General features: G+C 62.7%; 22 protein-coding genes. 12 read left to right on the top strand and 10 right to left on the bottom strand.

All coding sequences use genetic code 11. From position 1 onward, the window contains the following. The first annotated feature begins 31 nt into the window (after positions 1-31). The 10 genes from bioB to LQ249_RS28670 all read left to right on the top strand — a co-directional run bounded on the left by bioB (position 32) and on the right by LQ249_RS28670 (position 12,325). A complete protein-coding gene (bioB, locus tag LQ249_RS28715; protein WP_017847846.1) occupies positions 32-1,087 on the top strand; it encodes a biotin synthase BioB in 1,056 nt (351 codons plus the stop codon). Positions 1,088-1,241: 154 nt separating this feature from the next. After that, positions 1,242-2,423 carry an 8-amino-7-oxononanoate synthase gene (gene bioF / locus LQ249_RS28710; RefSeq protein ID WP_017847845.1) on the top strand — a complete coding sequence of 394 codons (1,182 nt, stop codon included), beginning with the start codon at positions 1,242-1,244 and terminating at the stop codon, positions 2,421-2,423. Then, positions 2,416-3,147 carry an alpha/beta fold hydrolase gene (locus LQ249_RS28705; protein WP_199918200.1) on the top strand — a complete coding sequence of 244 codons (732 nt, stop codon included), beginning with the start codon at positions 2,416-2,418 and terminating at the stop codon, positions 3,145-3,147. Before bioF ends, LQ249_RS28705 begins: the two co-directional genes overlap by 8 nt. Further along, on the top strand, positions 3,140-3,952 hold the full coding sequence (bioC, locus tag LQ249_RS28700) for a malonyl-ACP O-methyltransferase BioC (protein WP_057005405.1): 813 nt from the start codon (positions 3,140-3,142) through the stop codon (positions 3,950-3,952). The genes LQ249_RS28705 and bioC overlap by 8 nt, the downstream gene beginning before the upstream one ends. Beyond that, a complete protein-coding gene (bioD, locus tag LQ249_RS28695; RefSeq protein WP_046381837.1) occupies positions 3,949-4,629 on the top strand; it encodes a dethiobiotin synthase in 681 nt (226 codons plus the stop codon). The genes bioC and bioD overlap by 4 nt, the downstream gene beginning before the upstream one ends. 104 nt (positions 4,630-4,733) lie before the next feature. Beyond that, positions 4,734-5,015, top strand: coding sequence for a hypothetical protein (locus tag LQ249_RS28690; RefSeq protein WP_046381838.1), 282 nt, complete (start codon positions 4,734-4,736; stop codon positions 5,013-5,015). A gap of 249 nt (positions 5,016-5,264) precedes the next feature. After that, a complete protein-coding gene (locus LQ249_RS28685; RefSeq protein WP_057005404.1) occupies positions 5,265-7,070 on the top strand; it encodes a phenylacyl-CoA dehydrogenase in 1,806 nt (601 codons plus the stop codon). 204 nt (positions 7,071-7,274) lie between these two features. After that, positions 7,275-8,564 carry a GGDEF domain-containing protein gene (locus LQ249_RS28680; RefSeq protein ID WP_057005403.1) on the top strand — a complete coding sequence of 430 codons (1,290 nt, stop codon included), beginning with the start codon at positions 7,275-7,277 and terminating at the stop codon, positions 8,562-8,564. 90 nt (positions 8,565-8,654) lie between these two features. After that, positions 8,655-10,424: an acyl-CoA dehydrogenase C-terminal domain-containing protein gene (locus LQ249_RS28675; RefSeq protein ID WP_232566056.1), complete on the top strand. Its 1,770-nt coding sequence runs from the start codon at positions 8,655-8,657 to the stop codon at positions 10,422-10,424. A gap of 122 nt (positions 10,425-10,546) precedes the next feature. Further along, positions 10,547-12,325, top strand: a complete 1,779-nt coding sequence (locus LQ249_RS28670) for an acyl-CoA dehydrogenase C-terminal domain-containing protein (RefSeq protein WP_128192548.1) — start codon at positions 10,547-10,549, stop codon at positions 12,323-12,325. A gap of 226 nt (positions 12,326-12,551) precedes the next feature. Here LQ249_RS28670 and LQ249_RS28665 read toward each other — a convergent pair whose 3' ends face one another. Beyond that, on the bottom strand, positions 12,552-13,451 hold the full coding sequence (locus LQ249_RS28665; RefSeq protein ID WP_046381843.1) for a LysR family transcriptional regulator: 900 nt from the start codon (positions 13,449-13,451) through the stop codon (positions 12,552-12,554). 209 nt (positions 13,452-13,660) lie between these two features. Between LQ249_RS28665 and LQ249_RS28660 the strand changes: the two genes are divergently transcribed. Then, positions 13,661-14,929, top strand: a complete 1,269-nt coding sequence (locus tag LQ249_RS28660; RefSeq protein WP_046381844.1) for an aspartate aminotransferase family protein — start codon at positions 13,661-13,663, stop codon at positions 14,927-14,929. A 182-nt stretch (positions 14,930-15,111) separates the two neighbouring features. Further along, positions 15,112-15,270 (top strand): YqaE/Pmp3 family membrane protein, encoded by a 159-nt coding sequence (locus LQ249_RS28655; RefSeq protein ID WP_010207008.1) that lies wholly within the window; start codon positions 15,112-15,114, stop codon positions 15,268-15,270. Between the two features lie 5 nt (positions 15,271-15,275). Here LQ249_RS28655 and pqqE read toward each other — a convergent pair whose 3' ends face one another. The 9 genes from pqqE to LQ249_RS28610 form a co-directional block, all read right to left on the bottom strand. After that, the gene (pqqE, locus tag LQ249_RS28650; protein ID WP_108524949.1) at positions 15,276-16,406 is read right to left on the bottom strand and encodes a pyrroloquinoline quinone biosynthesis protein PqqE; all 1,131 of its coding nucleotides are present in this window, start codon (positions 16,404-16,406) and stop codon (positions 15,276-15,278) included. Further along, positions 16,399-16,674 carry a pyrroloquinoline quinone biosynthesis peptide chaperone PqqD gene (pqqD, locus tag LQ249_RS28645; RefSeq protein ID WP_046381845.1) on the bottom strand — a complete coding sequence of 92 codons (276 nt, stop codon included), beginning with the start codon at positions 16,672-16,674 and terminating at the stop codon, positions 16,399-16,401. The genes pqqE and pqqD overlap by 8 nt, the downstream gene beginning before the upstream one ends. Then, entirely contained in the window at positions 16,671-17,423 is a 753-nt protein-coding gene (pqqC, locus tag LQ249_RS28640; RefSeq protein WP_017847832.1) for a pyrroloquinoline-quinone synthase PqqC, read from the bottom strand. Before pqqC ends, pqqD begins: the two co-directional genes overlap by 4 nt. Positions 17,424-17,528: 105 nt before the next feature. Next, positions 17,529-18,440: a pyrroloquinoline quinone biosynthesis protein PqqB gene (gene pqqB, locus LQ249_RS28635; protein WP_017847831.1), complete on the bottom strand. Its 912-nt coding sequence runs from the start codon at positions 18,438-18,440 to the stop codon at positions 17,529-17,531. Between the two features lie 71 nt (positions 18,441-18,511). Continuing rightward, positions 18,512-18,586 carry a pyrroloquinoline quinone precursor peptide PqqA gene (gene pqqA / locus LQ249_RS28630; protein ID WP_003194766.1) on the bottom strand — a complete coding sequence of 25 codons (75 nt, stop codon included), beginning with the start codon at positions 18,584-18,586 and terminating at the stop codon, positions 18,512-18,514. Between the two features lie 159 nt (positions 18,587-18,745). Continuing rightward, positions 18,746-21,136 carry a pyrroloquinoline quinone biosynthesis protein PqqF gene (gene pqqF / locus LQ249_RS28625; protein WP_232566055.1) on the bottom strand — a complete coding sequence of 797 codons (2,391 nt, stop codon included), beginning with the start codon at positions 21,134-21,136 and terminating at the stop codon, positions 18,746-18,748. A gap of 48 nt (positions 21,137-21,184) precedes the next feature. Then, the gene (locus LQ249_RS28620) at positions 21,185-21,979 is read right to left on the bottom strand and encodes a carbon-nitrogen hydrolase family protein (RefSeq protein WP_232566054.1); all 795 of its coding nucleotides are present in this window, start codon (positions 21,977-21,979) and stop codon (positions 21,185-21,187) included. A gap of 11 nt (positions 21,980-21,990) precedes the next feature. Next, entirely contained in the window at positions 21,991-23,673 is a 1,683-nt protein-coding gene (locus LQ249_RS28615; RefSeq protein WP_169863694.1) for a flavin monoamine oxidase family protein, read from the bottom strand. A 165-nt stretch (positions 23,674-23,838) separates the two neighbouring features. Further along, positions 23,839-24,285 (bottom strand): Lrp/AsnC family transcriptional regulator, encoded by a 447-nt coding sequence (locus LQ249_RS28610; RefSeq protein WP_046381848.1) that lies wholly within the window; start codon positions 24,283-24,285, stop codon positions 23,839-23,841. Positions 24,286-24,299 lie beyond the last annotated feature (14 nt).

The following is a 24,299-nucleotide window of genomic DNA, read 5'->3' as shown; positions in this document are numbered from 1 at the left end:
CGTTTGCCAAAGCATAATCAAGGAATCGCCCATGAGCGCCAGCACCACTGCCACCCTGCGTCACGATTGGTCCTTGGCCGAAGTCAAAGCACTGTTCGTGCAACCGTTCAATGACCTGTTGTTCCAGGCGCAGACCGTGCACCGCGCGCATTTCGATGCGAACCGTGTGCAGGTGTCGACCCTGCTGTCGATCAAGACCGGCGCCTGCCCGGAAGATTGCAAATATTGTCCGCAGTCGGGCCACTACAACACCGGCCTGGAAAAAGAAAAGCTGATGGAAGTGCAGAAGGTCCTCGAAGAGGCGGCCCGCGCCAAGGCCATCGGTTCGACCCGCTTCTGCATGGGCGCGGCGTGGAAACATCCGTCGGCCAAAGACATGCCCTACGTGCTGCAGATGGTCAAAGGCGTGAAGGCCATGGGCCTGGAAACCTGCATGACCCTCGGCCGTCTCGACCAGGACCAGACCGAAGCCCTGGCCCAGGCCGGCCTCGACTACTACAACCACAACCTCGACACGTCGCCGGAGTTCTACGGCTCGATCATCACCACCCGCACCTACGCCGAGCGCCTGCAAACCCTGGCCTATGTGCGCGATTCGGGGATGAAGATCTGCTCCGGCGGCATTCTCGGCATGGGCGAGTCCCTCGACGACCGCGCCAACCTGCTGATCCAGCTGGCCAACCTGCCGGAGCATCCGGAATCGGTGCCGATCAATATGCTGGTGAAGGTGGCCGGCACGCCGCTGGAAAACGCCGAGGAGATCGACCCGTTCGACTTTATCCGCATGCTGGCGGTGGCGCGCATCCTGATGCCGCAGTCCCATGTGCGCCTGTCGGCCGGCCGTGAGGCGATGAACGAGCAGATGCAGGCCCTGGCGTTCTTTGCTGGCGCCAACTCGATCTTCTACGGCGACAAACTGCTGACCACCGCCAACCCGCAGGCCGACAAGGACATGCAACTGTTCTCGCGCCTGGGCATCTTGCCGGAAGCGCGGGAAGAGCACGCCGACGAAGTCCACCAGGCGGCGATCGAGCAAGCGCTGGTGGAACAGAAAAGCAGCGAGCAGTTCTACAACGCCGCGGTTTAAAGCACCACGGCGATCCAAATGTGGGAGCTGGCTTGCCTGCGATAGCGGTCTTTCTGACACTTCGGTGGTGACAGTCCTGCCGCTATCGCAGGCAAGCCAGCTTCCACAGGGGATCGCGCCCTGTCTTACATTTCTCTGATCTGCCGAGGCCTGCATGTCTTTCGATCTCGCCGCGCGTCTCGCTGCCCGTCGTGCCGAACACCTTTACCGCCAACGCCCTCTGCTGGACAGCCCGCAAGGCCCGGAAGTGGTGGTGGACGGTCAACCGCTACTGGCGTTCTGCAGTAACGATTACCTGGGCCTGGCCAATCACCCGCAGGTGATCGAGGCCTGGCGTGCCGGTGCGTCCCGTTGGGGCGTGGGCGGTGGCGCTTCGCACCTGGTGGTCGGGCATGCCACGCCGCACCATGCGCTGGAAGAAGCCCTGGCCGACTTCACCGGACGCCCGCGTGCGTTGTTGTTTACCACCGGTTACATGGCCAACCTCGGCGCGGTCACGGCGCTGGTGGGGCAGGGCGATACGGTGCTGGAAGACCGCCTCAACCATGCTTCATTGCTGGATGCCGGCCTGCTGTCCGGGGCGCGCTTCAATCGCTACCTGCACAACGACGCCGCCAGCCTGGCCAAGCGCCTGGAGAAAGCCACCGGCAATACCCTGGTGGTCACCGATGGCGTGTTCAGCATGGACGGCAACCTCGCCGACTTGCCGGCGCTGGCCCGTGAAGCGCGGGCCAAAGGCGCCTGGTTGATGGTGGACGATGCCCACGGTTTCGGCCCGTTGGGCGCGAACGGCGGCGGTATCGTCGAGCATTTCGGCCTGAGCCAGGCGGATGTGCCGGTGCTGGTCGGCACCCTGGGCAAAGCGTTCGGCACTGCGGGCGCCTTTGTCGCGGGCAGTGACGATTTGATCGAAAGCCTGATCCAGTTCGCCCGGCCCTACATCTACACCACCAGCCAACCCCCGGCCCTGGCCTGCGCCACCCTCAAAAGCCTGGAGCTGCTGCGCACCGAGCATTGGCGGCGCGAGCACCTCAACGGCCTGATCCGCCAGTTCCGCCACGGTGCCGAGCAGATCGGCCTGACGCTGATGGACAGTTTCACGCCGATTCAGCCGATCCTGATCGGCGACAGTGCCAAGGCCATGGCGTTGTCGCGGATGTTGCGCGAGCGCGGCCTGATGGTCACCGCGATCCGCCCACCCACCGTGCCCGCCGGCAGCGCCCGTTTGCGCGTGACGCTGACCGCGGCCCACAGCGCGGCGCAGGTGCAGCTATTGTTAAACGCATTGGAAGCGTGTTTCCGCTTGTCCGGTACGACGGAGCCCGACCATGCGTGATCGCTTGATCCTGCTGCCCGGCTGGGGCCTCGGCGTGTCGCCGCTGGAGCCGTTGGCCGCCGCCCTGCACGGCCTGAACGAGCACCTGCGCGTACAGGTCGAGCCGTTGCCGGCGTTGGCCTCCAGCGACCTGGATGAATGGCTCGACGAACTCGACGCGAGCCTGCCGGACAACGCCTGGCTCGGTGGCTGGTCGTTGGGCGGCATGCTCGCTTCCGAGCTGGCCGCGCGGCGCGGTGAGCGTTGTTGTGGGTTGCTGACCCTGGCGAGCAACCCGTGTTTCGTCGCCCGTGATAGTTGGCCGAACGCGATGCCCGGCGCAACTTTCGAGGCGTTCCTCGCCGGTTGCCACGCCGACGTCCCGGTCACCCTCAAGCGCTTCGGCCTGTTGTGCGCCAAAGGCGCCGCGGACCCTCGCGGCTTGGCGCGTCTGCTGACCAGCGCGGCACCACAGACGCCGTGGGACGTGTTGATGAGCGGCCTCGAGCTGCTTGCCCAACTGGATACCCGCGACGCCTTGGTGGCCTTCCGCGGCCCGCAATTGCACCTGTTCGCGGGCCTGGATGAATTGGTGCCCGCCGAAGCCGCCAGCGACCTGCTGAGCCTGCTGCCCGATGTCGAAATCGGCCTGATTGAACAGGCCGGCCACGCTGTTCTCCTGGAGGACCCCCACGGTGTAGCGGGGGCCATCCAGGCTTTTTTGCACGAGTGCGTTGATGACTGATTTAGCCCATGCCTGCCTGCCAGGCGCGTTGCCGGACAAGCGCCAGGTGGCGGCCTCCTTTTCCCGTGCCGCCGCCAGTTACGACAGCGTGGCCGAGTTGCAGCGCGCGGTGGGGCATGAATTGCTGACCCGTCTGCCGCCGGCCTGCAGTGCGCAGCGCTGGTTGGACATGGGCTGCGGCACCGGTTATTTCAGCCGCGTGCTGGGCGAACGGCTGCCGGCCGGCCAAGGCGTGGCGCTGGATATTGCCCAAGGCATGCTCGACCATGCGCGGCCGTTGGGCGGCGCGCAGCATTTCATCGCCGGTGACGCCGAGCGCCTGCCGTTGCAGGCGGCCAGCTGCGGGTTGATCTTCTCCAGCCTGGCGGTGCAATGGTGCGCGGATTTCGCGGCGGTGCTCAGCGAAGCCTATCGCGTGCTGCAGCCGGGCGGCGTGCTGGCGTTCGCCAGCTTGTGCGTGGGCACATTGGACGAGTTGCGCGAAAGCTGGCGGGCGGTGGACGGGCGGGTCCACGTCAACCGCTTCCGCAGCTTCGAAGCCTATCAACAGCTGTGCGCGGCCAGTGGCTTCAAGGTGCGGAGCCTGGAGCGGCGTGCTCATGTGTTGCATTACCCGGATGTGCGCAGCCTGACCCACGAATTGAAAGCGCTTGGCGCGCACAATCTCAACCCGGGGCGGCCAGGAGGGTTGACGGGCCGCGCGCGGATTGTTGCACTGATCGACGCCTACGAGCAGTTCCGCCAGGCCCAGGGTCTGCCGGCCACCTACCAAGTGGTGTACGCCGTACTGGAGAAGCCTCTATGAACGCCGCTTATTTCATCACCGGCACCGATACCGATGTCGGCAAGACCACCATCGCCGCCGGCCTGCTGCATGCCGCGCGCCTGGCCGGCAAAAGCACCGCCGCCGGCAAGCCGGTGGCTTCCGGTTGCCAGGTCACCGCCAAAGGCTTGCGCAACGCCGATGCGCTGGCACTGCTGGCCGAGTGTTCGTTGCCGTTGAGTTATGCCGAGGTCAACCCGGTGGCGTTCGAGCCGGCCATCGCGCCGCACCTGGCCGCGCGCGAGGCGGGCGTTGCGCTGACGGTGCAATCGCTGCTCAAACCCATGCAACAGATCCTGGCGCGAAAAGCGGATTTCACCCTGATCGAAGGCGCGGGCGGCTGGCGCGTGCCGTTGGCCGACCAGGACAACCTGTCCGACCTGGCCATGGCGCTGCAATTGCCGGTGATCCTGGTGGTGGGCGTGCGCCTGGGGTGCATCAGCCATGCCCTGCTCACCGCCGAAGCGATCGCGCGCGATGGCCTGCCGCTGGCCGGTTGGGTGGCGAATATCATCGAGCCGAAGACCTCTCGTCTGGAAGAAAACCTCGCCACCCTGGCCGAACGCTTGCCCGCGCCGTGCCTGGGCCGGGTGCCCAAACTCAAGCACGCCAGCAGCGCCGCGGTGGCTGAGTACCTGCACTTGGACTTGCTTGACTGATTTTGGCTATCGATAAGGCATTATGCCATTAGTGTTTTTGACGGGCCTTTTGCCCGGATGTCTGTTTCAATTCAACTTCACGATTCTCTCAGCAGGTCCACGCCATGGAAATCTCTGGCAGCAGCGCGTTTTATTCAGGCCTGAGCACCATTCAGGCCGGGCAGAGCCGCGTCGACCAGGCCGCCGGCAGGATTGCCAGCGCCGCCACTACCCAGCCGTCGGACGCCCAGAGCGACCTGCTGCAGGCCAATGACCGCGCCCAGCCGACCAACTCGGCGAGCAATATGGTCGAAATGGCCCAAGGCAAGTTTCAGGTGGAGCTGGGCGCGAAAGTCGCCAAGGCTTCCGATGAAATGCTCGGCACGTTGATCGACACCTTCGCCTGACCCCCTGAAGCAACGCGGTGTGCCAGGCACACCGCTCGCGCTTGCACCTTCGCCTTTTTCCCGATAACCCTTGTGGCGCCTCGCCGCAGGCATCGTCGTGCGCGCTCTTGAGCGGTGTCATGACAAACGGCAGCGGGACGACGCTTGACATCCCCAGGTGGTAAACGTATGTTTCAAACACCTGTTTGACCGCCATAACAAATCCCACGCGGTTGTTCATCCCAGACACATCAGCAGAGGTTTATCGCTATGCCTGACTACAAGGCCCCCTTGCGTGATATTCGCTTCGTTCGTGACGAACTGCTCGGCTATGAAGCGCATTATCAAAGCCTGCCGGCTTGCCAGGACGCTACTCCGGACATGGTTGACGCCATTCTCGAAGAAGGCGCCAAGTTTTGTGAGCAAGTACTGGCACCGTTGAACCGCGTGGGTGACATCGAAGGGTGTACCTGGAGCGAGTCAGGCGTTAAGACCCCTACTGGTTTCAAAGAAGCCTACCAACAGTTTGTCGAAGGCGGCTGGCCGAGCCTGGCCCACGACGTGGAGCACGGTGGCCAAGGCCTGCCGGAATCCCTGGGCCTGGCGGTCAGCGAAATGGTCGGCGAAGCCAACTGGTCGTGGGGCATGTACCCAGGCCTGTCCCATGGCGCGATGAACACCATCTCCGAGCACGGCACCCCCGAGCAACAAGACGCCTACCTGACCAAGCTGGTGTCGGGCGAATGGACCGGCACCATGTGCCTGACCGAGCCTCACTGCGGCACCGACCTGGGCATGCTGCGCACCAAGGCCGAACCTCAGGCCGACGGCACCTACAAAGTCTCCGGCACCAAGATCTTCATCTCGGCCGGCGAACACGACATGGCCGACAACATCGTCCATATCGTCCTGGCCCGCCTGCCGGACGCACCGGCCGGTACCAAAGGCATCTCGCTGTTCATCGTGCCCAAATTCCTGCCGAACGCCGATGGCTCGATCGGTGCGCGCAACGCGGTGACCTGCGGTTCCCTGGAACACAAGATGGGCATCCACGGTAACGCCACCTGCGTGATGAACTTCGACGCAGCCACCGGTTTTCTGATCGGCCCGGCGAACAAAGGCCTGAACTGCATGTTCACCTTTATGAACACCGCTCGCCTGGGCACCGCGCTGCAAGGCCTGGCCCACGCCGAGATCGGCTTCCAGGGCGGCCTGAAATACGCTCGCGATCGCCTGCAAATGCGTTCCCTGACCGGCCCGAAAGCGCCGGACAAAGCAGCCGACCCGATCATCGTCCACCCTGACGTGCGCCGCATGCTGCTGACCATGAAAGCCTTCGCCGAAGGTAACCGTGCGATGGTGTACTTCACCGCCAAGCAAGTGGACATCGTCAAGTACGGCACCGACGACGAAGCCAAGAAACAGGCCGATGGCCTGCTGGCCTTCATGACCCCGATTGCCAAGGCGTTCATGACCGAAGTCGGCTTCGAGTCCGCCAACCACGGCGTGCAGATCTACGGCGGTCACGGCTTCATCGCCGAGTGGGGCATGGAGCAGAACGTGCGCGACAGCCGCATTTCGATGCTGTACGAAGGCACCACCGGCATCCAGGCGCTGGACCTGCTCGGCCGTAAAGTGCTGATGACCCAAGGCGAAGCGCTGAAGGGCTTCACCAAGATCGTCCACAAGTTCTGCCAGGCCAACGAAGGCAACGAAGCGGTCAAAGAGTTCGTGACACCGCTGGCCGCGCTGAACAAAGAGTGGGGCGAGTTGACCATGAAGGTCGGCATGGCGGCGATGAAAGACCGTGAAGAAGTCGGTGCCGCGTCGGTGGACTACCTGATGTACTCCGGTTACGCCTGCCTGGCTTACTTCTGGGCCGACATGGCACGCCTGGCGGCCGAGAAACTGGCCGCCGGCACCAGCGAAGCGGCGTTCTACACCGCCAAGCTGCAGACCGCGCGCTTCTACTTCCAGCGCATCCTGCCGCGTACCCGTACTCACGTGGCCACCATGCTGTCGGGCGCCAATAACCTGATGGACATGAAAGAAGAGGACTTCGGCCTGGCTTACTAAGCCTCACCGAGCCCACTTGAAAAACCGTCGCTCCTGTTGGGGGCGACGGTTTTTTTTTGCCGATAAAAAACGCAGCGGGGCGCTCAGGGATTGCGATTGGCTGCCGTTACAGTGATGGCAATGTGATACAGGCCGGGCAGGGTATGTTTAACTGTCTGGAGTAAGGCACAGTGCCATCATTCCTGGCGGGTCGGAGTTTTACCCTTGTCACGCGCGTCCGCTTTACGTTTCAGTCATTTCCTCCCTTCATTGCTGCTGTTACTGGCCGGGCTCTCGGCTGCGTATGTCAAGGACCTCAACGTCTTCTTCACCTCGCTGTTCAACGTGTTGCCGACCCTGGTGCTGTTGCTCGGCGGTTCGTATTGCGCGGTCTATCGTCGCCAGCGTGAACTGTTCCTGATGATCACGGTGTACATCGCCTACTTCCTGCTCGACACCCAGACCGACTACTACCGCGACAACGGCCGCGTGCGCGAAGACGCCGCGGTGGTGTTCCACTTGTGCTGCCTGTTGCTGCCGCTGCTGTTCGGCCTCTATGGGCTGTGGCAGGAAAAAACCCACTTGTTCCGTGATTTTGTCGCGCGCTGTGCGGTGCTGCTGGCGGTCGGCAGTGTCGCGTTGGCGCTGGAGCAAAGTTATCCCCAGGCGCTGCTGAACTGGCTGGCGGAAATTCGCTGGCCGGCGCTGCATGGCGCCTGGATGAGCCTGATCCAGCTGTCGTACCCGATGTTCCTGATCGGTTTCCTGACCCTGGTGGCGCAATACTGGTACCAGCCGCGCCCGCTGCACGCGGCGCAGATGGTGGGGCTGGTGGGATTGTTCTGGATGTTGCCGCAGACGTTTATCCTGCCGTTCACTCTGAACATCATGTGCAGCCAGGTGATGCTGATGATTGCGGCCGCGGTGGCCCACGAGGCCTATCAGATGGCGTTTCGTGACGAGTTGACCGGCCTGCCGGGGCGTCGCGCACTCAATGAGCGCATGCAGCGACTGGGGCGCAACTATGTGCTGGCGATGAGCGACGTCGATCACTTCAAGCGCTTCAACGACACCCATGGCCACGATGTCGGCGACCAAGTGCTGCGCCTGGTCGCCAGCAAGCTGTCGAAGGTCAATGGCGGCGGACGCGCCTACCGTTATGGCGGTGAAGAGTTCGCCGTGGTGTTTGCCGGCAAGACCCTGGATGAATGCATGCCGCACCTGGAAGAAATCCGCGAGATCATCGCCAACTACGACATCAAGCTGCGCAACCCGGACCGCCCGCAGGATGACCTGCAAGGTCGCCAGCGGCGCGCGGGCAGCGGTGCGTCGAGTGTCTCGGTGACCGTCAGCATCGGCGTGGCCGAGCGCCAGGCCGAGCATCGCACCTCCGAAGAGGTGCTCAAATCCGCCGACCAGGCGCTGTATGCCGCCAAGGGCGCGGGGCGTAACTGCGTGATTGCGGCCGGGCAAACCCGCCGTGGCGCGGTACGCACGCAGAGTGCTGCCGGTTGAGTGATGGTGCTGTATTCAGCGGCGCTACAGTGATTGTCCGGGGCGGTGGCCGGCAGTAGGTTGAAACCATCTGCTGCCGGAGACATTGCCATGCCTGAGTACAAAGCTCCCCTGCGCGACATGCGCTTTCTGATCGACAACGTGTTTGATTTCCACGCTCACTACGCCGCCCTTGGCGCGACGGACGCCAGCCCGGACATGGTCAGCGCGATCCTCGAAGAAGGTGCGAAATTCTGCGAGAACGTGCTCGCGCCGCTCAACCGCAGCGGCGATGAAGAAGGCTGCCATTTCGACAAAGGCGTGGTGACCACGCCCAAGGGCTTCAAGGAAGCCTTCGCTCAGTATGTGCAAGGCGGCTGGCACGGCGTGGCAGCCGACCCGGCCTACGGCGGTCAAGGCCTGCCGCAATCCCTGGGGTTGGTGCTCAGCGAAATGATCGGCTCCAGCAACACCTCCTGGGGCATGTACCCGGGGCTGACCCACGGCGCGATGTCGGCGATCCACGCCCACGGCAGCGCCGAACAGAAAGCCACCTACCTGAGCAAACTCACCGCTGGCGAATGGACCGGCACCATGTGCCTGACCGAAGCCCACTGCGGCACCGACCTGGGCCTGATCAAGACCCGCGCCGTGCCCCAGGCGGATGGCAGCTATGCGGTCAGCGGCAGCAAGATCTTCATCTCTGCCGGTGAGCACGACCTGAGCGCCAACATCATCCACCTGGTGCTGGCCAAGCTGCCGGACGCCCCGGCCGGCACCAGAGGCATCTCACTGTTTATCGTGCCCAAGTTCCATGCCGATTCGGGCGAGCGCAACGCGGTGCATTGCGGCTCCATCGAGCACAAGATGGGGATCAAGGCCTCGGCCACCTGCGTGCTGAACTTCGACGGGGCCAAGGGCTTTTTGATCGGCGAGGCGAACAAAGGCCTCAACTGCATGTTCACCATGATGAACCACGCGCGCCTCGGCACCGGGATGCAAGGGCTGTGCAACGGCGAAGCGAGCTTCCAGGGCGCGATCAGGTACGCCAACGACCGCCTGCAAATGCGCGCGCTGACCGGCGCCAAGGCCCCGGAAAAAGCCGCCGACCCGATCATCGTCCATCCCGACGTGCGGCGCATGCTGCTGACCATGAAGGCGTTCAACGAAGGCAACCGGGCGCTCACCTATTTCACCGCGCAACTGCTCGACACCGCGCACTTGAGCGCCGATGCCGGCCAGCGCCAGGAGGCCGAAGACCTGTTGGCATTCCTCACGCCGATCTGCAAAGCCTTCATGACCGACACCGGGCTGGAAGTGACCAACCACGGCATGCAGGTGTTCGGCGGCCATGGTTTTATTCGCGAGTGGGGCATGGAGCAGTTGGTGCGCGATTGCCGCATTGCGTCGATCTACGAAGGCACCAACGGCATCCAGGCGCTCGACTTGCTGGGGCGCAAGGTGTTGGGCAGCCAGGGCAAGCTGCTGCGCGGTTTTACCCGGATTGTGCATAAGTTCTGTGAGGCGAATGCCGAGCATGCGCAGCTCAAGGCGTATGTGGCGCAGCTCGATCAACTGAACCGGCAATGGGGCGAGCTGACGACCGAGGTCGGCATGGCCGCGATGAAAAACCCTGACGAAGTGGGCGCCGCCGCGGTGGACTACTTGATGTACAGCGGTTACATCGTCCTCGCCTATTTGTGGCTGCGCATGGCGATCGCGGCGCAGACCCACGACGATGCCGACTTCGCCAAGGCCAAGCTGGCCACCTGCGACTTTTACTTCAAGCGCCTGCTGCCGCGCACCGCCACCCATCGGGCTGCTGTGCAAGCGGGCAGCGAGTGCCTGATGAGTCTGCCTGCGGAGGCATTCGGCGGCTGATGACTTAAAAATACCAATCAGTCAAAAGTGGACCCTATGTGTCTGAAAAGTTGTTCGGGTACACTCGGCGCCTGTAAAACCGACCCTATCGAATTACTTTTCACGTTCTCACGAGGTTTGCCATGGCTGATTACAAAGCGCCGTTGCGTGATATGCGCTTCGTCCTCAACGAAGTTTTTGAGGTCGCCACACTTTGGGCCCAATTGCCGGCATTGGCAGACACTGTCGACGCCGAAACCGTTGAGGCAATCCTCGAAGAAGCCGGTAAAGTCACCGCCAAATCCATCGCCCCGCTCAGCCGCAGCGGCGATGAACAGGGCTGCCGCTGGGCCGACACCGTTGTCAGCACCCCGGACGGCTTTCCACAGGCCTACACCACCTACGCCGAAGGCGGCTGGGTGGGCGTAGGCGGCGATCCGGCGTTTGGCGGCATGGGCATGCCCAAGGCGGTGTCGGCGCAAGTCGAAGAGATGATCAACTCGTCGAGCCTGGCGTTTGGCCTGTACCCGATGCTGACTTCCGGCGCCTGCGTGTCGATCAACACCCACGCCAATGAAGCACTCAAGGCCACTTACCTGCCGAATATGTACTCCGGCAAGTGGGCCGGTTCCATGTGCCTGACCGAGGCCCATGCCGGCACCGATCTGGGCATTATCCGCACCAAGGCCGAACCTCAGGCGGACGGTTCCTACACCATCAGCGGCACCAAGATCTTCATCACCGGCGGCGAACACGACCTCACCGAGAACATCATCCACCTGGTCCTGGCCAAACTGCCGGATGCGCCTGCGGGGCCGAAGGGCATTTCGCTGTTCCTGGTACCGAAGTTCATGGTCAATGCCGACGGCAGCCTGGGCGCGCGTAACCCGGTGAGCTGCGGCTCCATCGAACACAAGATGGGGATTCAAGCGTCGGCGACCTGTGTGATGAACTTCGACCAAGCCGTGGGTTACCTGGTGGGCGAGGCTAACCGGGGCCTGGCGGCAATGTTCACCATGATGAACTACGAGCGTCTGGGCGTAGGCATCCAGGGCCTGGCGTCCGGTGAGCGGTCCTACCAGAACGCGATTGAATATGCGCGCGACCGCCTGCAGAGCCGTGCGCCGACCGGTGCCCAGGCCAAGGACAAAGTCGCCGACCCGATCATCGTCCACCCCGACGTGCGTCGCATGCTGTTGACCATGAAGGCGTCGAACGAAGGCGGCCGTGCATTCTCCACATATGTGGCGATGCAGCTGGATATCGCCAAGTTCAGCGAAGACGCCGCCGCCCGCGAGCGCGCGGATAACCTGGTGGCCTTGCTGACCCCGGTGGCCAAGGCATTCCTCAGCGATCTGGGCCTGGAAACCACGGTACTCGGCCAACAAATCTTTGGCGGCCACGGTTACATCCGCGAGTGGGGCCAGGAGCAATTGGTGCGTGATGTACGCATTACCCAGATCTACGAAGGCACCAACGGCATTCAGGCCCTGGACCTGATGGGACGCAAGATTGTCGGCAGCGGCGGCGCGTTCTACACCCTGTTCGCCGACGAGATCCGCCAGTTCACCGCCACCGCGGGCGCGGAGCTGGCTGAGTTCACCGCGCCGCTCAATGCCGCGGTGGATAGCCTGGATGAGTTGACGGCCTGGGTGCTGGACCGTGCCAAGAGCAACCCGAATGAAATCGGTGCGGCCTCGGTGGAGTATTTGCATGCATTCGGTTACATGGCCTACGCCTACATGTGGGCAAGGATGGCCAAGGCGGCGCTGGGCAAAGAAGCCGAGGAAGGTTTCTACGCCAGCAAGCTGGGCACCGCACGTTTCTACTTTGCCCGTCTGCTGCCGCGTATTCAGTCGTTGAGCGCGTCGGTAAAAGCCGGTAGCGAATCGCTGTTCTTGCTGGATGAGGCCCTGTTCTAAGGGTGTAGAGGCTTTGTAAGCATTCTCTTACATGACGTGCTGCTAATCGTCCTCTATCGCCAAATTGGATCCACGGATAATCTACTTCACATGGACGTCGCGCAGGAAGCGCAAAGCAACAACACGGACACGTAGGATTCTGCCAGGATGGCGGAGTGAAATGGATGTCAGGGAAACAGTCTGCAAAGCCCCGCTTCGGCGGGGTTTTCTTTTGCCCGCGAAAAAGTCAGCCCGGCACCTGCGGAGCGTTCATCACGTCCTCCAGCAAGGTGCGCAGCAGCGCCAACGTCGCTTGCTGGCGTTGCACATCGCGGCACACCAACCCGACTTTCAGCGGCACCCTCGGTTCACTCAAGGGTTTCCACAGCAGCGCCTGGCTGTTGTGTTGGTCCTGGGAACGTCCCGGCAGTACCGTGGCCAGTTTGGTATGCGGCAGGCTGTCGAGAATCCCCACCATGGTATTCAACTCCGCCTGCACCTGCGGGCGCCGCCCGAGGTTGGATAGCTGGCCCTGCCAGATCTGCCGGATCTGAAACTCCTCCCCGAGCAGCAACATCGGCAACTCGGCCGCTTGTGTCAGGGAGACTTTCTTGAATTCACGCAGGGGGTGATCCTCCGGGATGACCACCTTCAGCTCATCTTCATACAGCAGCACGCCGTGCAACCCCGGCTGGCGGGGCGGCAGGTAACTGATGCCGATGTCCAGCGAACCATTGAGCAGGCGCCGTTCAATCTCCAGCCCGGTCAGTTCGTAGATTTGCACCACCAGGTGCGGCTGGGCCTTGCGCACACGCTCCAGCATCTGCGGCACCAGGCTGGTGTGTACGGTTTGCAACACACCGATGGCCAAGGTGCGCAATGCCTGGCCCTTGAAGTTGCGCAACGCCTCCACGGCTTGCTGCATGCCATCGATCAACGGCAAGGCGTGGTTGTATAACGTATGGGCCGCGAGGGTCGGCAGCAGGCGCTTGCTGCTGCGTTCGAACAGGCTCACATCGAGGTTTTGTTCGAGCTGGCGGATCTGCTGTGACAGGGCCGGTTGGGAGATCGACAGGCGCTCAGCGGCACGGCCTACGTGGCCTTCCTCATACACCGCGACGAAATAACGCAGTTGCTTAAAATCCATAAGTAATTCTTATCGAAAAAGCTGGAAAATCGAAATGGCCGTTGGCCCCCAAGACGCCTAGTCTAGCGCCTATCCACAAGGCTTACAGGGCCAGATCGGGCGATGATTAGCGTTTATGTTGATGGTGTTTGCATAGGCAAGTCAAAAAACCTCCAGGTAGGTTTTGCGGGGTATACCGACCACGGCATGGTTGCCATGGGAGGAAAAGTGTGAACCTGTTCAATTTGCGCCGCTCGGCGGCCAGTCTGGATGACCTGATCCTGGATGCTTGTGGCGAAGATTTTCCCAGTGGATGCCTGATGCCTACCGTAGCGCGCCCCCCGCAGGTCTTTGTGCGCGGCCAGGGTTCCTGGTTGTGGGACAGCGATGATCGCGCCTATCTGGACTTCAGCCAGGGCTGCGCGGCCAACAGCCTCGGCCACAGCCCGCAGGTATTGATCCGGGCCCTGGCCGATCAGGCCCAGGCGCTGATCAATCCCGGTAACGGCTTGCATAACCGTCCCCAACTCAACCTCGTCGACCGCCTGTGCCACCGCACCGGCAGCGACCAGGCGTATTTGCTCAACAGCGGCGCGGAAGCCTGCGAAGCGGCGATCAAACTGGCGCGCAAGTGGGGCCAGCTGTATCGCGGCGGTGCTTATCGCATCATCAGCGCCAGCAACGGTTGCCATGGGCGCAGCTTCGCGGCGATGTCGGCCTCGGCGAGCAGCCGTGAAAACCGCTTTGAACCGCAATTGCCGGGCTTCAGTCACGTCCCGCTCAACGACCTGGCGGCGCTGCACGCGGCCGTTGACGCGCAAACCGTTGCCATCATGCTCGAGCCGATCCAGAGCGAAGCCGGCGTCATCCCGGCGACCGAGCATTACCTCAAGGGTGTCGAGCGGCTGTGCCGCGAGCTGGGCATTCTGCTGATCCTCGACGAAGTGCAAACCGGCATCGGCCGTTGCGGCACCTTGCTCGCCGAAGAGTACTACGGTGTACGCGCCGACATCATTGCGCTCGGCAAAGGCCTGGGCGGTGGCGTACCGCTGGCGGCACTGCTGGCGCGTGGCAAGGCTTGTTGCTTTGAAGTCGGTGAGCTGGAAGGCACCCATCATGGCAATGCGCTGATGGCCTGCGCCGGGGGGGCGGTGCTCGATGCTGTGCTGGGGCATGGCTTCTTCGAGCATGTGCGTGAGTCTGGTTGTTACCTCGGCGAAGGTCTGGCTCGCCTGGCTTATCGCTATGGCCACGGTCAACTGCGCGGCCAGGGCCTGATGTGGGGACTGACGTTATCGGATGATTCTGCGGATGCCGTAGTAAAAGCGGCTCTGGACGAAGGACTGATCCTCAACGCCCCGCAACCCAACTGCCTGCGCTTCACCCCGGCCCTGACGGTGAGCAAAAGCAACATCGACGAAATGCTCCTGCGCCTGGGGCACGCCTTTTCCCGGGTACGCACCGCACAACTGCAATGCCGCAAGGGCATCGCCGTCTGACCCCTTATTCCTGAACCGTCTCGCGGTATACGCGGCGCCCCCAGCTTGTTTTTTTTGGCTGGGGGCGTTTTTTTTTGTGCAGCGAACGACGGTCGCGGTGCCAGATCCTACTGAACCCTCACGAACGTCCAAGGTCGATTAGCTACACGGCTCACACGAGCCGATTTTCAGGAGCTGAACCCATGGACATCATTCGTATCATCATCGCCATTCTGTTGCCGCCACTGGGTGTGTTCCTGCAAGTGGGTTTCGCCGGCGCGTTCTGGCTGAATATTCTGCTGACCTTGTGCGGTTACTTCCCAGGCATCATTCACGCGGTGTACATCATCGCCAAGCGCTGAGGCCCTCAGCTTTTTGCGATGAGTCGTGAGTTGCGCTCGTTGCGAAAGGCCAGTTGCTCGATGGTCTGGGTGGCGTATTCGGCCTCTTCCCGTGCTTGAAGGATGATGCCGTGGTGCTCGGACTTGCTGCACACCGGGTCGGCATTGCTTGCATCCCCGGTCAGCATGAACGCCTGGCAGCGGCAGCCGCCGAAGTCCTTTTCCTTTTCATCGCATGAACGGCACGGCTCGGGCATCCAGTCGTAGCCGCGAAAGCGGTTGAAACCGAAAGAGTCGTACCAGATGTGCTGCATGCTGTGGTCGCGCACGTTGGGAAACTGCACCGGCATCTGTCGGGCGCCGTGGCAGGGCAGGGCGGTACCGTCCGGAGTTACGGTCAGAAAGATGCTGCCCCAGCCGTTCATGCAGGCTTTCGGGCGTTCTTCGTAGTAATCCGGGGTGACGAAAATCAGCTTGCACGGGTGCCCTTCGGCTTCGAGCTTGGCGCGGTATTCGTTGGTGATGCGTTCGGCGCGCACCAACTGTTCCTGGGTCGGCAACAACCCCACACGATTGAGCTGCGCCCAGCCATAGAACTGGCAGGTGGCGAGTTCGACAAAATCCGCTTCCAGCGCAATGCACAGCTCGATGATGCGGTCGATCTTGTCGATATTGTGCCGATGGGTGACGAAGTTCAGCACCATCGGATAGCCATGGGCCTTCACTGCGCGGGCCATTTCCAGCTTTTGCGCGAAGGCCTTTTTCGAGCCGGCCAGCAGGTTGTTCACCTGTTCGTCGCTGGCCTGGAAGCTGATCTGGATGTGGTCCAGGCCAGCCTTCTTGAAGTCGCTGATCTTCTGCTCGGTCAGGCCGATGCCGGAGGTGATCAGGTTGGTGTAGAAGCCCAGCTTGCGCGCTTCGGCGATCAGTTCGGCGAGGTCCTGGCGCACCAGCGGTTCGCCGCCGGAAAAGCCCAACTGCGCGGCGCCCATCTCACGGGCTTCGCGAAATACCTTGAACCACTGCTCGGTGCTCAGCTCCTTGCCCTGCTCGGCGAAATCCAGCGGGTTGGAGCAATACGGGCACTGCAGCGGGCAGCGATAGGTCAGCTCGGCGAGCAGCCACAAGGGCAGGCCGATGGCTGGTTTTTCAGGCAAGGGTGATCCAGTGCTCGGCACGGGCGACCTCCATGAATTGCTCTACGTCATTGCCCAGCTCAGGCACACCGGGAAATTGTTTATCCAGCTCACCGATGATCGTGGCGACGTCGCGCTCGCCGTCGATCAGTCCACCGATCAAGGCGGCACTTTCATTGAGCTTGATCATGCCCTCGGGGTAGAGCAGTACATGGCCTTTTTGCGCAGGCTCGTACTGGTAGCGATAACCCTGGCGCCAGGTCGGTTTCTTGCTGCGATCAAAGCTCATAGGGCGATCCCTTTATGCCAGACCCGCTGTGTGGTCACGCTGTGATAGGGCGGGCGTTTCAATTCGTAGGCCATGCTCATGGCATCGAGCATGCTCCACAGGATGTCCAGTTTGAACTGCAGAATTTCCAGCATACGCTCCTGGCCTTCGCGGGTGGTGTAGTGCTGCAGGGTGATCGCCAGGCCATGTTCGACATCGCGGCGGGCCTGGCCCAGGCGGGTGCGGAAATACTCATAGCCGGTGGGGTCGATCCACGGGTAATGCTGCGGCCAGCTGTCGAGGCGCGATTGGTGGATCTGCGGCGCGAACAGTTCGGTCAGCGAGCTGCTGGCGGCTTCCTGCCAGCAGGCGCGGCGGGCGAAGTTGACGTAGGCGTCCACCGCAAAGCGCACGCCGGGCAACACCAGCTCCTGGGAGCGCAGTTGGTCCGGGTCGAGGCCGACGGCCTGGCCCAGGCGCAGCCAGGCTTCGATGCCGCCGTCTTCGCCGGGGGCGCCGTCGTGGTCGAGCAGGCGCTGAATCCACTCGCGGCGGATTTCACGGTCCGGGCAATTGGCCAGGATCGCGGCGTCCTTCAGCGGGATGTTCACTTGATAGTAGAAGCGGTTGGCGACCCAGCCCTGGATCTGCTCGCGGGTGGCGCGGCCTTCATACATCGCCACGTGGTACGGGTGATGGATATGGTAGAAGGCGCCCTTGGCCCGCAGGGCTTTTTCAAATGCATCGGTGCTCATCGGTATATCAGTCATATGGGTCTCCTGTGGGAGCGAGCTTGCTCGCGAAGGTCGTTAACGGTGACGCGTGCACCCTGAATATCTGCGGTGTTCTTGCGTTTTTCGCGAGCAAGCTCGCTCCTACAGTTCAATGCTCATGCCGTCGTAAGCCACTTCGACATTGCGCCGCACCAGCTCGGCCCGCTCGGGAGAATCTTCATCGAGGATCGGGTTGGTGTTGTTGATGTGGATAAGTACCTTGCGCTGCTTCGGCAGGTGTTCCAGCACTTCGAGCATGCCACCGGGGCCGTTCTGCGCCAGGTGGCCCATCTCGCGGCCGGTGCGGGTGCCGACGCCACGGCGCTGCATTTCATCATCGTCCCACATCGTGCCGTCCACCAGCAGGCAGTCGCTGCCGGCCATGATTTCCAGCAATGGCGCGTCCACCTTGCCCAGCCCTGGGGCGTAGAACAGTTTGCCGCCGGTGCGCAGGTCTTCGACGATCAGGCCGATATTGTCGCCGGGATGCGGGTCGAAGCGGTGCGGCGAATACGGTGGCGCGGCACTGCGCAGCGGCAGCGGGGTGAAACGCAGGTTGGGGCAGGCCGGGATGGTGAAGCTGGCGTCCAGCTCGATACGGTTCCAGGCCAGGCCGCCATTCCAATGGGTGAGCATGGTGAACAGCGGGAAACCGCTGCTGAGGTCTTCATGGACCATGTCGGTACACCACACCTGGTGCGGGCAGCCTTCGCGCAGGCTCAGCAGGCCAGTGGTGTGGTCGATCTGGCTGTCCATCAGGATGATCGCGCTGATGCCGGTGTCGCGCAGGGCGCGGCCGGGTTGCATCGGCGCGAAGCCCTGCAGTTGTGCGCGGATATCCGGCGAGGCATTGCACAGTACCCAGTTCACGCCATCGTCGGAAATCGCGATGGATGACTGCGTACGCGCCTGCGCTCGCAGGCTGCCATCACGAAAGCCTGCGCAGTTCGCGCAGTTGCAGTTCCACTGCGGGAAGCCGCCGCCGGCGGCGGAACCTAGAATCTGGACAAACATGGCCGCTCCATCAAACAAAGCTGAAAACAAAAACGCCCCGGACGAGCCGAGGCGTTGTCTTACCCAGCCAATCAGCGGCTGGCGAAGTACATAGTCACTTCGAAACCGATGCGCAGATCAGTGTAAGCAGGTTTGGACCAAGTCATATTCTTACTCCTACGAAGGGATGGGACGTTTACTACCAAGTAATACATATAGTCCACCTCCAGTCGGAGATGTTCAGATGTGTGCCTATGAATATTACGCATTTTTTTCCAAGTTAGCGCTGTCTTGGTGGAAAAAGCCTATTGCGGCAGCGGCAACGATCAGTCTGCCGATTGCCAGTCACCGCCGCTGCGCGGGCCGTTGGCGATGCAGCGCCAGCCGCCCGCGGCGTCCTGCACCTGTTGGGCGGCGCGCTGCAGATCCGCGTGCGTCAGGGCTTGGATCTGGTGTTGAAGCAGCGTCAGATAATCCGCTGGATGGCCGGCCAGGCGCGCCTGCCACAACAGTTCGGCGGCCTGGGCGAGGGGCAGCGCCTGCGCCGTGAATTGTTGCGCCAGCGCTGGGTGGCCGAGGTCGTCGCTGGCGTCGATCAATGCCGGTAATTGCGTGAGGAAGGTGCGCAGGTGCTGCATGATGCCCTCAAGGGAAACGCTGGGCGACTGCACGCCAAACAGCAGGCCGGTTTGCCCATTGATCTGTCGGATACCGCTGAACACCGCGTAGCCGATTTGCAGTTCTACCCGCAGGCGTTGGTAGAACGGCCCTTGGAGCAGGTGCGCCAGCAGGCGCCATGCGGCTTCATCTGCCAGGGAGCGCGTCGGCGTCGGGCAGAACAGCAGCAGGGCCGCATCGTGGGCATCGGTGTGGACCTCATGCCATAGACGCTGGCCGTTGAGGCTGGGGCATTCGGATTCAAGAATGGCCGGTTGCCCGGGCAAGCGGGTGGCGGCGGATCTGAGCGCCGCTTCGCAGTGGGCGGGCAGCCCAATGCCCAGGCCTTCCCAGCGTGCGTGGGCCCACGACAGCGAGGGCGCAGGCGGGTTTGGTCGAACGCCGACACAGCACGCCGGCAGCGCCTTGAGCAATTGCCGGATGGCAATCAGCGGTGTGCCGGCAGGGGCGTGTTGCCGATCCTCCTCAAGCAGGTTCAGGCTGCGCGCGAGTTCATCGAGTATCGCCGGCATGGGTTGGTGAAGACCGACCATCTTCACCAGCCAGTCATTGCCGATCGCGTCGAAGGATAAGTCGACGCCGGCCTGGTGGGCATTTTCGCGCAACGGTGCCAGGGTGTTTTCCAGCGTCGATGGGCGCGCGCAATCCAGCCGCCAGCGCAGGTAGAGCGCGCCTTCCTCATGGGCATCGGCCAACGCCGGGCTGAACGACAACGCCGACAGCTCTCGCCGCCCTCGGGAACGGTCCTGGGCAAAGGTGCGCAGGCCCCGGTGGGCGCTGGTCTGGCCGCGAATCAGGCCGGCGCGTTCGTCCTTCACGGGTGGGCGCAGGAACGGGTTGTTGGGCGGCAGTTGCCACGCATGTCGGCAGGCTTGCAGCGGCAGGGCGTCGAGCAGGGTCTTGAGGGCGGCAACGTGCTGCTCCGACAACGGCGCTTCGAGTTCTTCGCTGTCATGCCGCGCCAACGCGAGGGCGCCTTGGACCTGCTGTTGGCGTGCGTTGAGCAGGGCGAATTCCTCGCGCAGAGATGTCCAGTCGCTGTGTGCGAAAAAGCTCAGCCAGTCGTACAACAACGCTTCGATCTGTGTCGCCGCGTCGCTTTGAGTTCCGAGGGTAAAGTCGAGATCCAGCAGCGCTTGTCCGGCGAAATGGTAGAGCACGGAGGCCTGCACAGTGCTCGCCAATTGCCGCGCTTGCAGTTCCGCGCGCAACCCGCCGGGCGCCGAGGCGTTGAGCCAGAAACAGAGGAAATCCAAGGCTTCCCTGGGGGCGTCGACGCTGATGACGTGATGCAGATGGCCGTCGGCGCTGTGTTGGAAATGCTGTGTATGAGCGGGCATCAGTGCTGGCGGGGCCGCCTGCGGGTGTCGCGGGCCGGCGCGCAGTTGCTCACTGAAGCGCTGCGCCAGGCGTTCCAGTTCTGCCAGCGGTTGTGGGCCGGCCAGACTCAAGGTCATTTGCCCCGACTGATAGAAGTGCTGGTGGAAATCCCGCAATGCTTGCTGAAACGCCTGACGTTCCACCGGCAGGCTGTCGCGATTGCCCGCATGGAAGCCGCGCAGCGGATGATCGGCCGCCAGGCCCTCCAGCAGCGCGACCTGTTGTTGCGCGTTGGCGTCCTGGGACCAGGCGATGAACTCCGCGTGCAGCACTTCGCGCTCGCGCAGTTGATCGTCCAGCGCCAGGCGCGGATGGGTCAGCAGATCGGCCAGGCGTTCGAGCCCATCGGCAAAGGTCGACAACGGCAGTTCAACGAAGAAATCCGTGGTGCGTTCGCGGGTGCTGGCATTGACCTGGCCACCGTGGCGCTGCACGTAGGTCATCAGCCCTTCATCGCTCGGAAAACGCTCAGTGCCAAGAAACAACAGATGTTCCAGAAAGTGCGCCAGGCCGGGCCACGCCAACGGCACGTCATGGCTGCCGGCCGCCACCCGCAAAACAGCGGCGCAACGCTTTAAACGCGGGGCGTGGCGCAGGGAAACCCGCAGGCCGTTGGCCAGGGTCAGGTGAAGGTGATGGGGCTGGGCCGGCGCAGGCATGGGCACTTCCGATACGAGGGAAGTGCCTATGCTAGCAAACCCTCCAGATCAGGGCTTGTGCAGCGTGCCGTACAGTTCGGGGCGGCGGTCTTGCAGGTAGTCATTGGCGGCGCGGGCATCGAGAATCGATTGGTGTTCCAGCGTGCCGACGATCAAGGCTTCATCCAGGCTGGCCTGGGCGATTCGCTGCCCATCCGGCGCGGCGATGCTGCTTTGCCCGCAATACTGAATCTCGCCTTCGTGCCCGCAGTAATTGGCGTAGGCCACGTAGCACCGGTTCTCGAAAGCCCGCGCCCGCACGGTGACGTCGGCGACAAAGTCGAACGGCACCATATTCGCGGTGGGCACCACGATCAGGTCGGCGCCGGCCAGGGCCAGGCGCCGCGTGTTTTCCGGGAACTCCAGGTCGTAACAGATCAGCACGCCCAGTTTCCAACCGTTGAGTTCCACCAGCGGAAAATCATCGCCGCCGGCACTGAACATCGAATGATCGAGGTCGCCGAACAGGTGCGTCTTGCGGTAGTTGCACAGGCGCTGGCCGTGGGCATCGACCAACTGCACGGCGTTATAGATCTGCCCGTTCGCGGCGCGCTCCGGGTAGCCGTACAGGATTGCCAGCCCGGCACTTCGCGCCAGTTCGGCAATCGTTCGCGCCGACTCGCCATCCTGCGCCTCGGCCAATGCGCCGACAGCTTCGGCACCGATGTTGTAGCCGGTGAGGAACATCTCCGGCAGCACCAGCAGGTCGGCGCCGGATGCCTCATGCGCGAGTCGGTGCAGGCGCTCGAGGTTGCCGGTCACGTCCAGCGGCAGCGGCGGGCATTGGTACAGGGCGACACGCATGGCTTGGCTCCTTAATCGGCCAGGGCAATTGGCCCGATTTCATCGAACACATCACCCGGCCCCGGGTTCTCTGGGTGAGTGTGGCCGCCGAAGTGGGTCATGATGCCCCACACCGCGTTCAATGAGGTTTGCACCGCGCCTTCGACCCAGGCCGGTGTCCAGGATACGTCATCGCCGGCGATAAAAATCCCACGTTGCTCGGCGGGCATGTCCTTCTGCATGAAGTGCGCGTACATCCGCTGGTTGTAGCGATAGTGACCAGGCAACGCACCTTTGAAGGCCCCGAGGAAATGAGGGTCGGCTTCCCAGGACACGGTGATCGGGTCGCCGATGATGCGCGCCTTGATGTCGACTTTCGGGTAGATCTTGTTCAGTGCGTCGAGGGCCAGCTTCACGCGTTTATCGATGGGCTGCGGGAGCATTTTCAGCGCATCGCTCATCCATGAGTACGACAGGCAGATCACGCCCGGCTTGTCGTCGCCGTTGTCGAACAGGTAAGTGCCACGGGTCAGGCGATCGGTGAGGGTCATGCTCATCAGGTCGCGGCCGGTTTGCGGGTCTTTGTCTTTCCAGAACGGGCGGTCGACCATCACGAAGGTCTTCGACGATTGCATGTAGCGGGTGCGGTCCAGGGCCATCCACATCTTTTGCGAGAACAGGGTTTCGTCGCATTCGATCTGGGTGGTCAGCAGCCAGCTTTGGCAGGTGGTCAGCACGGCGGCGTATTCGCGGGTATCGCCGTAGTTGTCGGTCACGGCGAAACGGCCGCCGGGCGCGTGGGCAATGCGCTTGACCCCGGCCCGTGGCGCGCCGCTGTGCAGCGAACTCAGGCTGGTGCCCGCCGGCCAGTGGGCGCAGCGCTCCGGCACATGGCGCCAGATACCCATGGGCACCTGCGCCACGCCGCCGACCACCAGGTGTTGATGGTCGTCGCAGTTGGTCATCACCACGCGGAAGATTTCCAGCATGGAGTTGGGGAAGTCCGAATCCCAGCCACCGGTGCCGAAGCCGACCTGGCCAAACACCTCGCGGTGATGGAAGGACAGCTTGGCAAAGGCCTTGGAGGTGGCGACGAAGTCGTAGAAGGTGCGGTCGTCCCACAGCGGCACGAGTTTGTTCCACAGCGCCTTGAGGCGCGGCACGTCGCGGTCGCGGATGGCTTGCTGGATATCGCCGAACTGCGAGCCGGCTTCCAGGGCGTCGGCCCACGCGTCAGCCACTTCCTGGAACAGTGCAGGCAAATCGGACAGTTTTTGTGCGTAGTGGGTCTGGCCTTCCAGGTCGATGACCGTGCTGCCGGAAGCCGGCGTCAGCGGGTTGGGGAAGGGTTTGGTGTCCAGGCCGAGCTTGTCGACATAGTGGTAGAACGCGGTGGACGACACCGGGAAACGCATGCCGCCCAACTCGGCGATGATCCCTTCGGCGCCTTCAAACGCCTGGGAGCGCAAACGGCCGCCCATCTTCGAGGCCTCGTACACCACGGGCCTGAGGCCCAGCTTCATCAGTTCGTAGGCGGCCACCAGGCCGGCGATCCCGGCGCCGACGATCGCCACTTCGGCGCCGTGGTTGGCGGCCGGAATACTGCCCAGGCCGGCGGGGTGTTCGATCCAGTCATCAAACGCAAAGGGGAAATCCGGGCCGAAGATGGTGATCGGTTTTTTACCGTCGGCGGGGTGGCGATTGGTCTTGCTGATGCTGCTGGACGGAATGCTCATGGCTGACCTTACTAGCGGCTCGCGGGACGTACCCGCTGAGTATAGGAAAAGATGGCAGCCAGTTTAGGGAGCGTAGCGTTCGTTAATAAGACGCAAAGTGTCGTCGAATTGAATTGTTTTCAGTCAAAGTGACGAGGTTGGCGGTCAGATTGGTTGTCTGCGATCGAGTTTGTTGCTGAGGATGATCGATGTGGTGGTTTTTTCCACGCCGTCGACGCTGCCGATCTGGTCCAGCAATTGATCGAGCTGTTCTGGCGAATCGGTGCGCAGCCATGCCACGTAATCGAACTCGCCGCTCACCGCGCACAGTTGCTGAACCTGGGCCATGGCACTGAGCTTGCGCAGCACGTCCTTGCCCGAGCGCGCCTGCACAGTGATGCCGACATACGCCTGCAGCCCGCCATCCACCACACGCTGGCCGAGGCGCACGCCATAACCGGTAATCACCTGGGTTTTCTCCAGACGAGCCAGGCGCGACGTCACCGTGGTGCGCGCAATGCCGAGTTGCCGTGCCAGCATGGCGACGCTTTCACGGGCATTGATCTGCAATGCGGAGATCAGTTGGCGGTCGATTTCATCGAGGACAGGCAAGGGCAGCTCCGGTG

The organism is Pseudomonas sp. 7-41 (assembly GCF_021233075.1).
In the GTDB taxonomy this organism is placed as follows: Bacteria; Pseudomonadota; Gammaproteobacteria; order Pseudomonadales; family Pseudomonadaceae; genus Aquipseudomonas; species Aquipseudomonas veronii.
The sequence above is the reverse complement of the archived record's forward strand: the minus strand, read 5'-3'. Positions and strand labels throughout refer to the sequence as shown.

Excerpts from the sequence above, each read along its gene's own strand:
- bioB (WP_017847846.1), top strand. The coding sequence starts at position 32 with ATGAGCGCCAGCACCACTGCCACCCTGCGTCACGATTGGTCCTTGGCC.
- bioF (WP_017847845.1), top strand. The coding sequence starts at position 1,242 with ATGTCTTTCGATCTCGCCGCGCGTCTCGCTGCCCGTCGTGCCGAACAC.
- LQ249_RS28705 (WP_199918200.1), top strand. The coding sequence starts at position 2,416 with ATGCGTGATCGCTTGATCCTGCTGCCCGGCTGGGGCCTCGGCGTGTCG.
- bioC (WP_057005405.1), top strand. The coding sequence starts at position 3,140 with ATGACTGATTTAGCCCATGCCTGCCTGCCAGGCGCGTTGCCGGACAAG.
- bioD (WP_046381837.1), top strand. The coding sequence starts at position 3,949 with ATGAACGCCGCTTATTTCATCACCGGCACCGATACCGATGTCGGCAAG.
- LQ249_RS28690 (WP_046381838.1), top strand. The coding sequence starts at position 4,734 with ATGGAAATCTCTGGCAGCAGCGCGTTTTATTCAGGCCTGAGCACCATT.
- LQ249_RS28685 (WP_057005404.1), top strand. The coding sequence starts at position 5,265 with ATGCCTGACTACAAGGCCCCCTTGCGTGATATTCGCTTCGTTCGTGAC.
- LQ249_RS28675 (WP_232566056.1), top strand. The coding sequence starts at position 8,655 with ATGCCTGAGTACAAAGCTCCCCTGCGCGACATGCGCTTTCTGATCGAC.
- LQ249_RS28670 (WP_128192548.1), top strand. The coding sequence starts at position 10,547 with ATGGCTGATTACAAAGCGCCGTTGCGTGATATGCGCTTCGTCCTCAAC.
- LQ249_RS28665 (WP_046381843.1), bottom strand. The coding sequence starts at position 13,451 with ATGGATTTTAAGCAACTGCGTTATTTCGTCGCGGTGTATGAGGAAGGC.
- LQ249_RS28655 (WP_010207008.1), top strand. The coding sequence starts at position 15,112 with ATGGACATCATTCGTATCATCATCGCCATTCTGTTGCCGCCACTGGGT.
- pqqD (WP_046381845.1), bottom strand. The coding sequence starts at position 16,674 with ATGAGCTTTGATCGCAGCAAGAAACCGACCTGGCGCCAGGGTTATCGC.
- pqqC (WP_017847832.1), bottom strand. The coding sequence starts at position 17,423 with ATGACTGATATACCGATGAGCACCGATGCATTTGAAAAAGCCCTGCGG.
- pqqB (WP_017847831.1), bottom strand. The coding sequence starts at position 18,440 with ATGTTTGTCCAGATTCTAGGTTCCGCCGCCGGCGGCGGCTTCCCGCAG.
- pqqF (WP_232566055.1), bottom strand. The coding sequence starts at position 21,136 with ATGCCTGCGCCGGCCCAGCCCCATCACCTTCACCTGACCCTGGCCAAC.
- LQ249_RS28620 (WP_232566054.1), bottom strand. The coding sequence starts at position 21,979 with ATGCGTGTCGCCCTGTACCAATGCCCGCCGCTGCCGCTGGACGTGACC.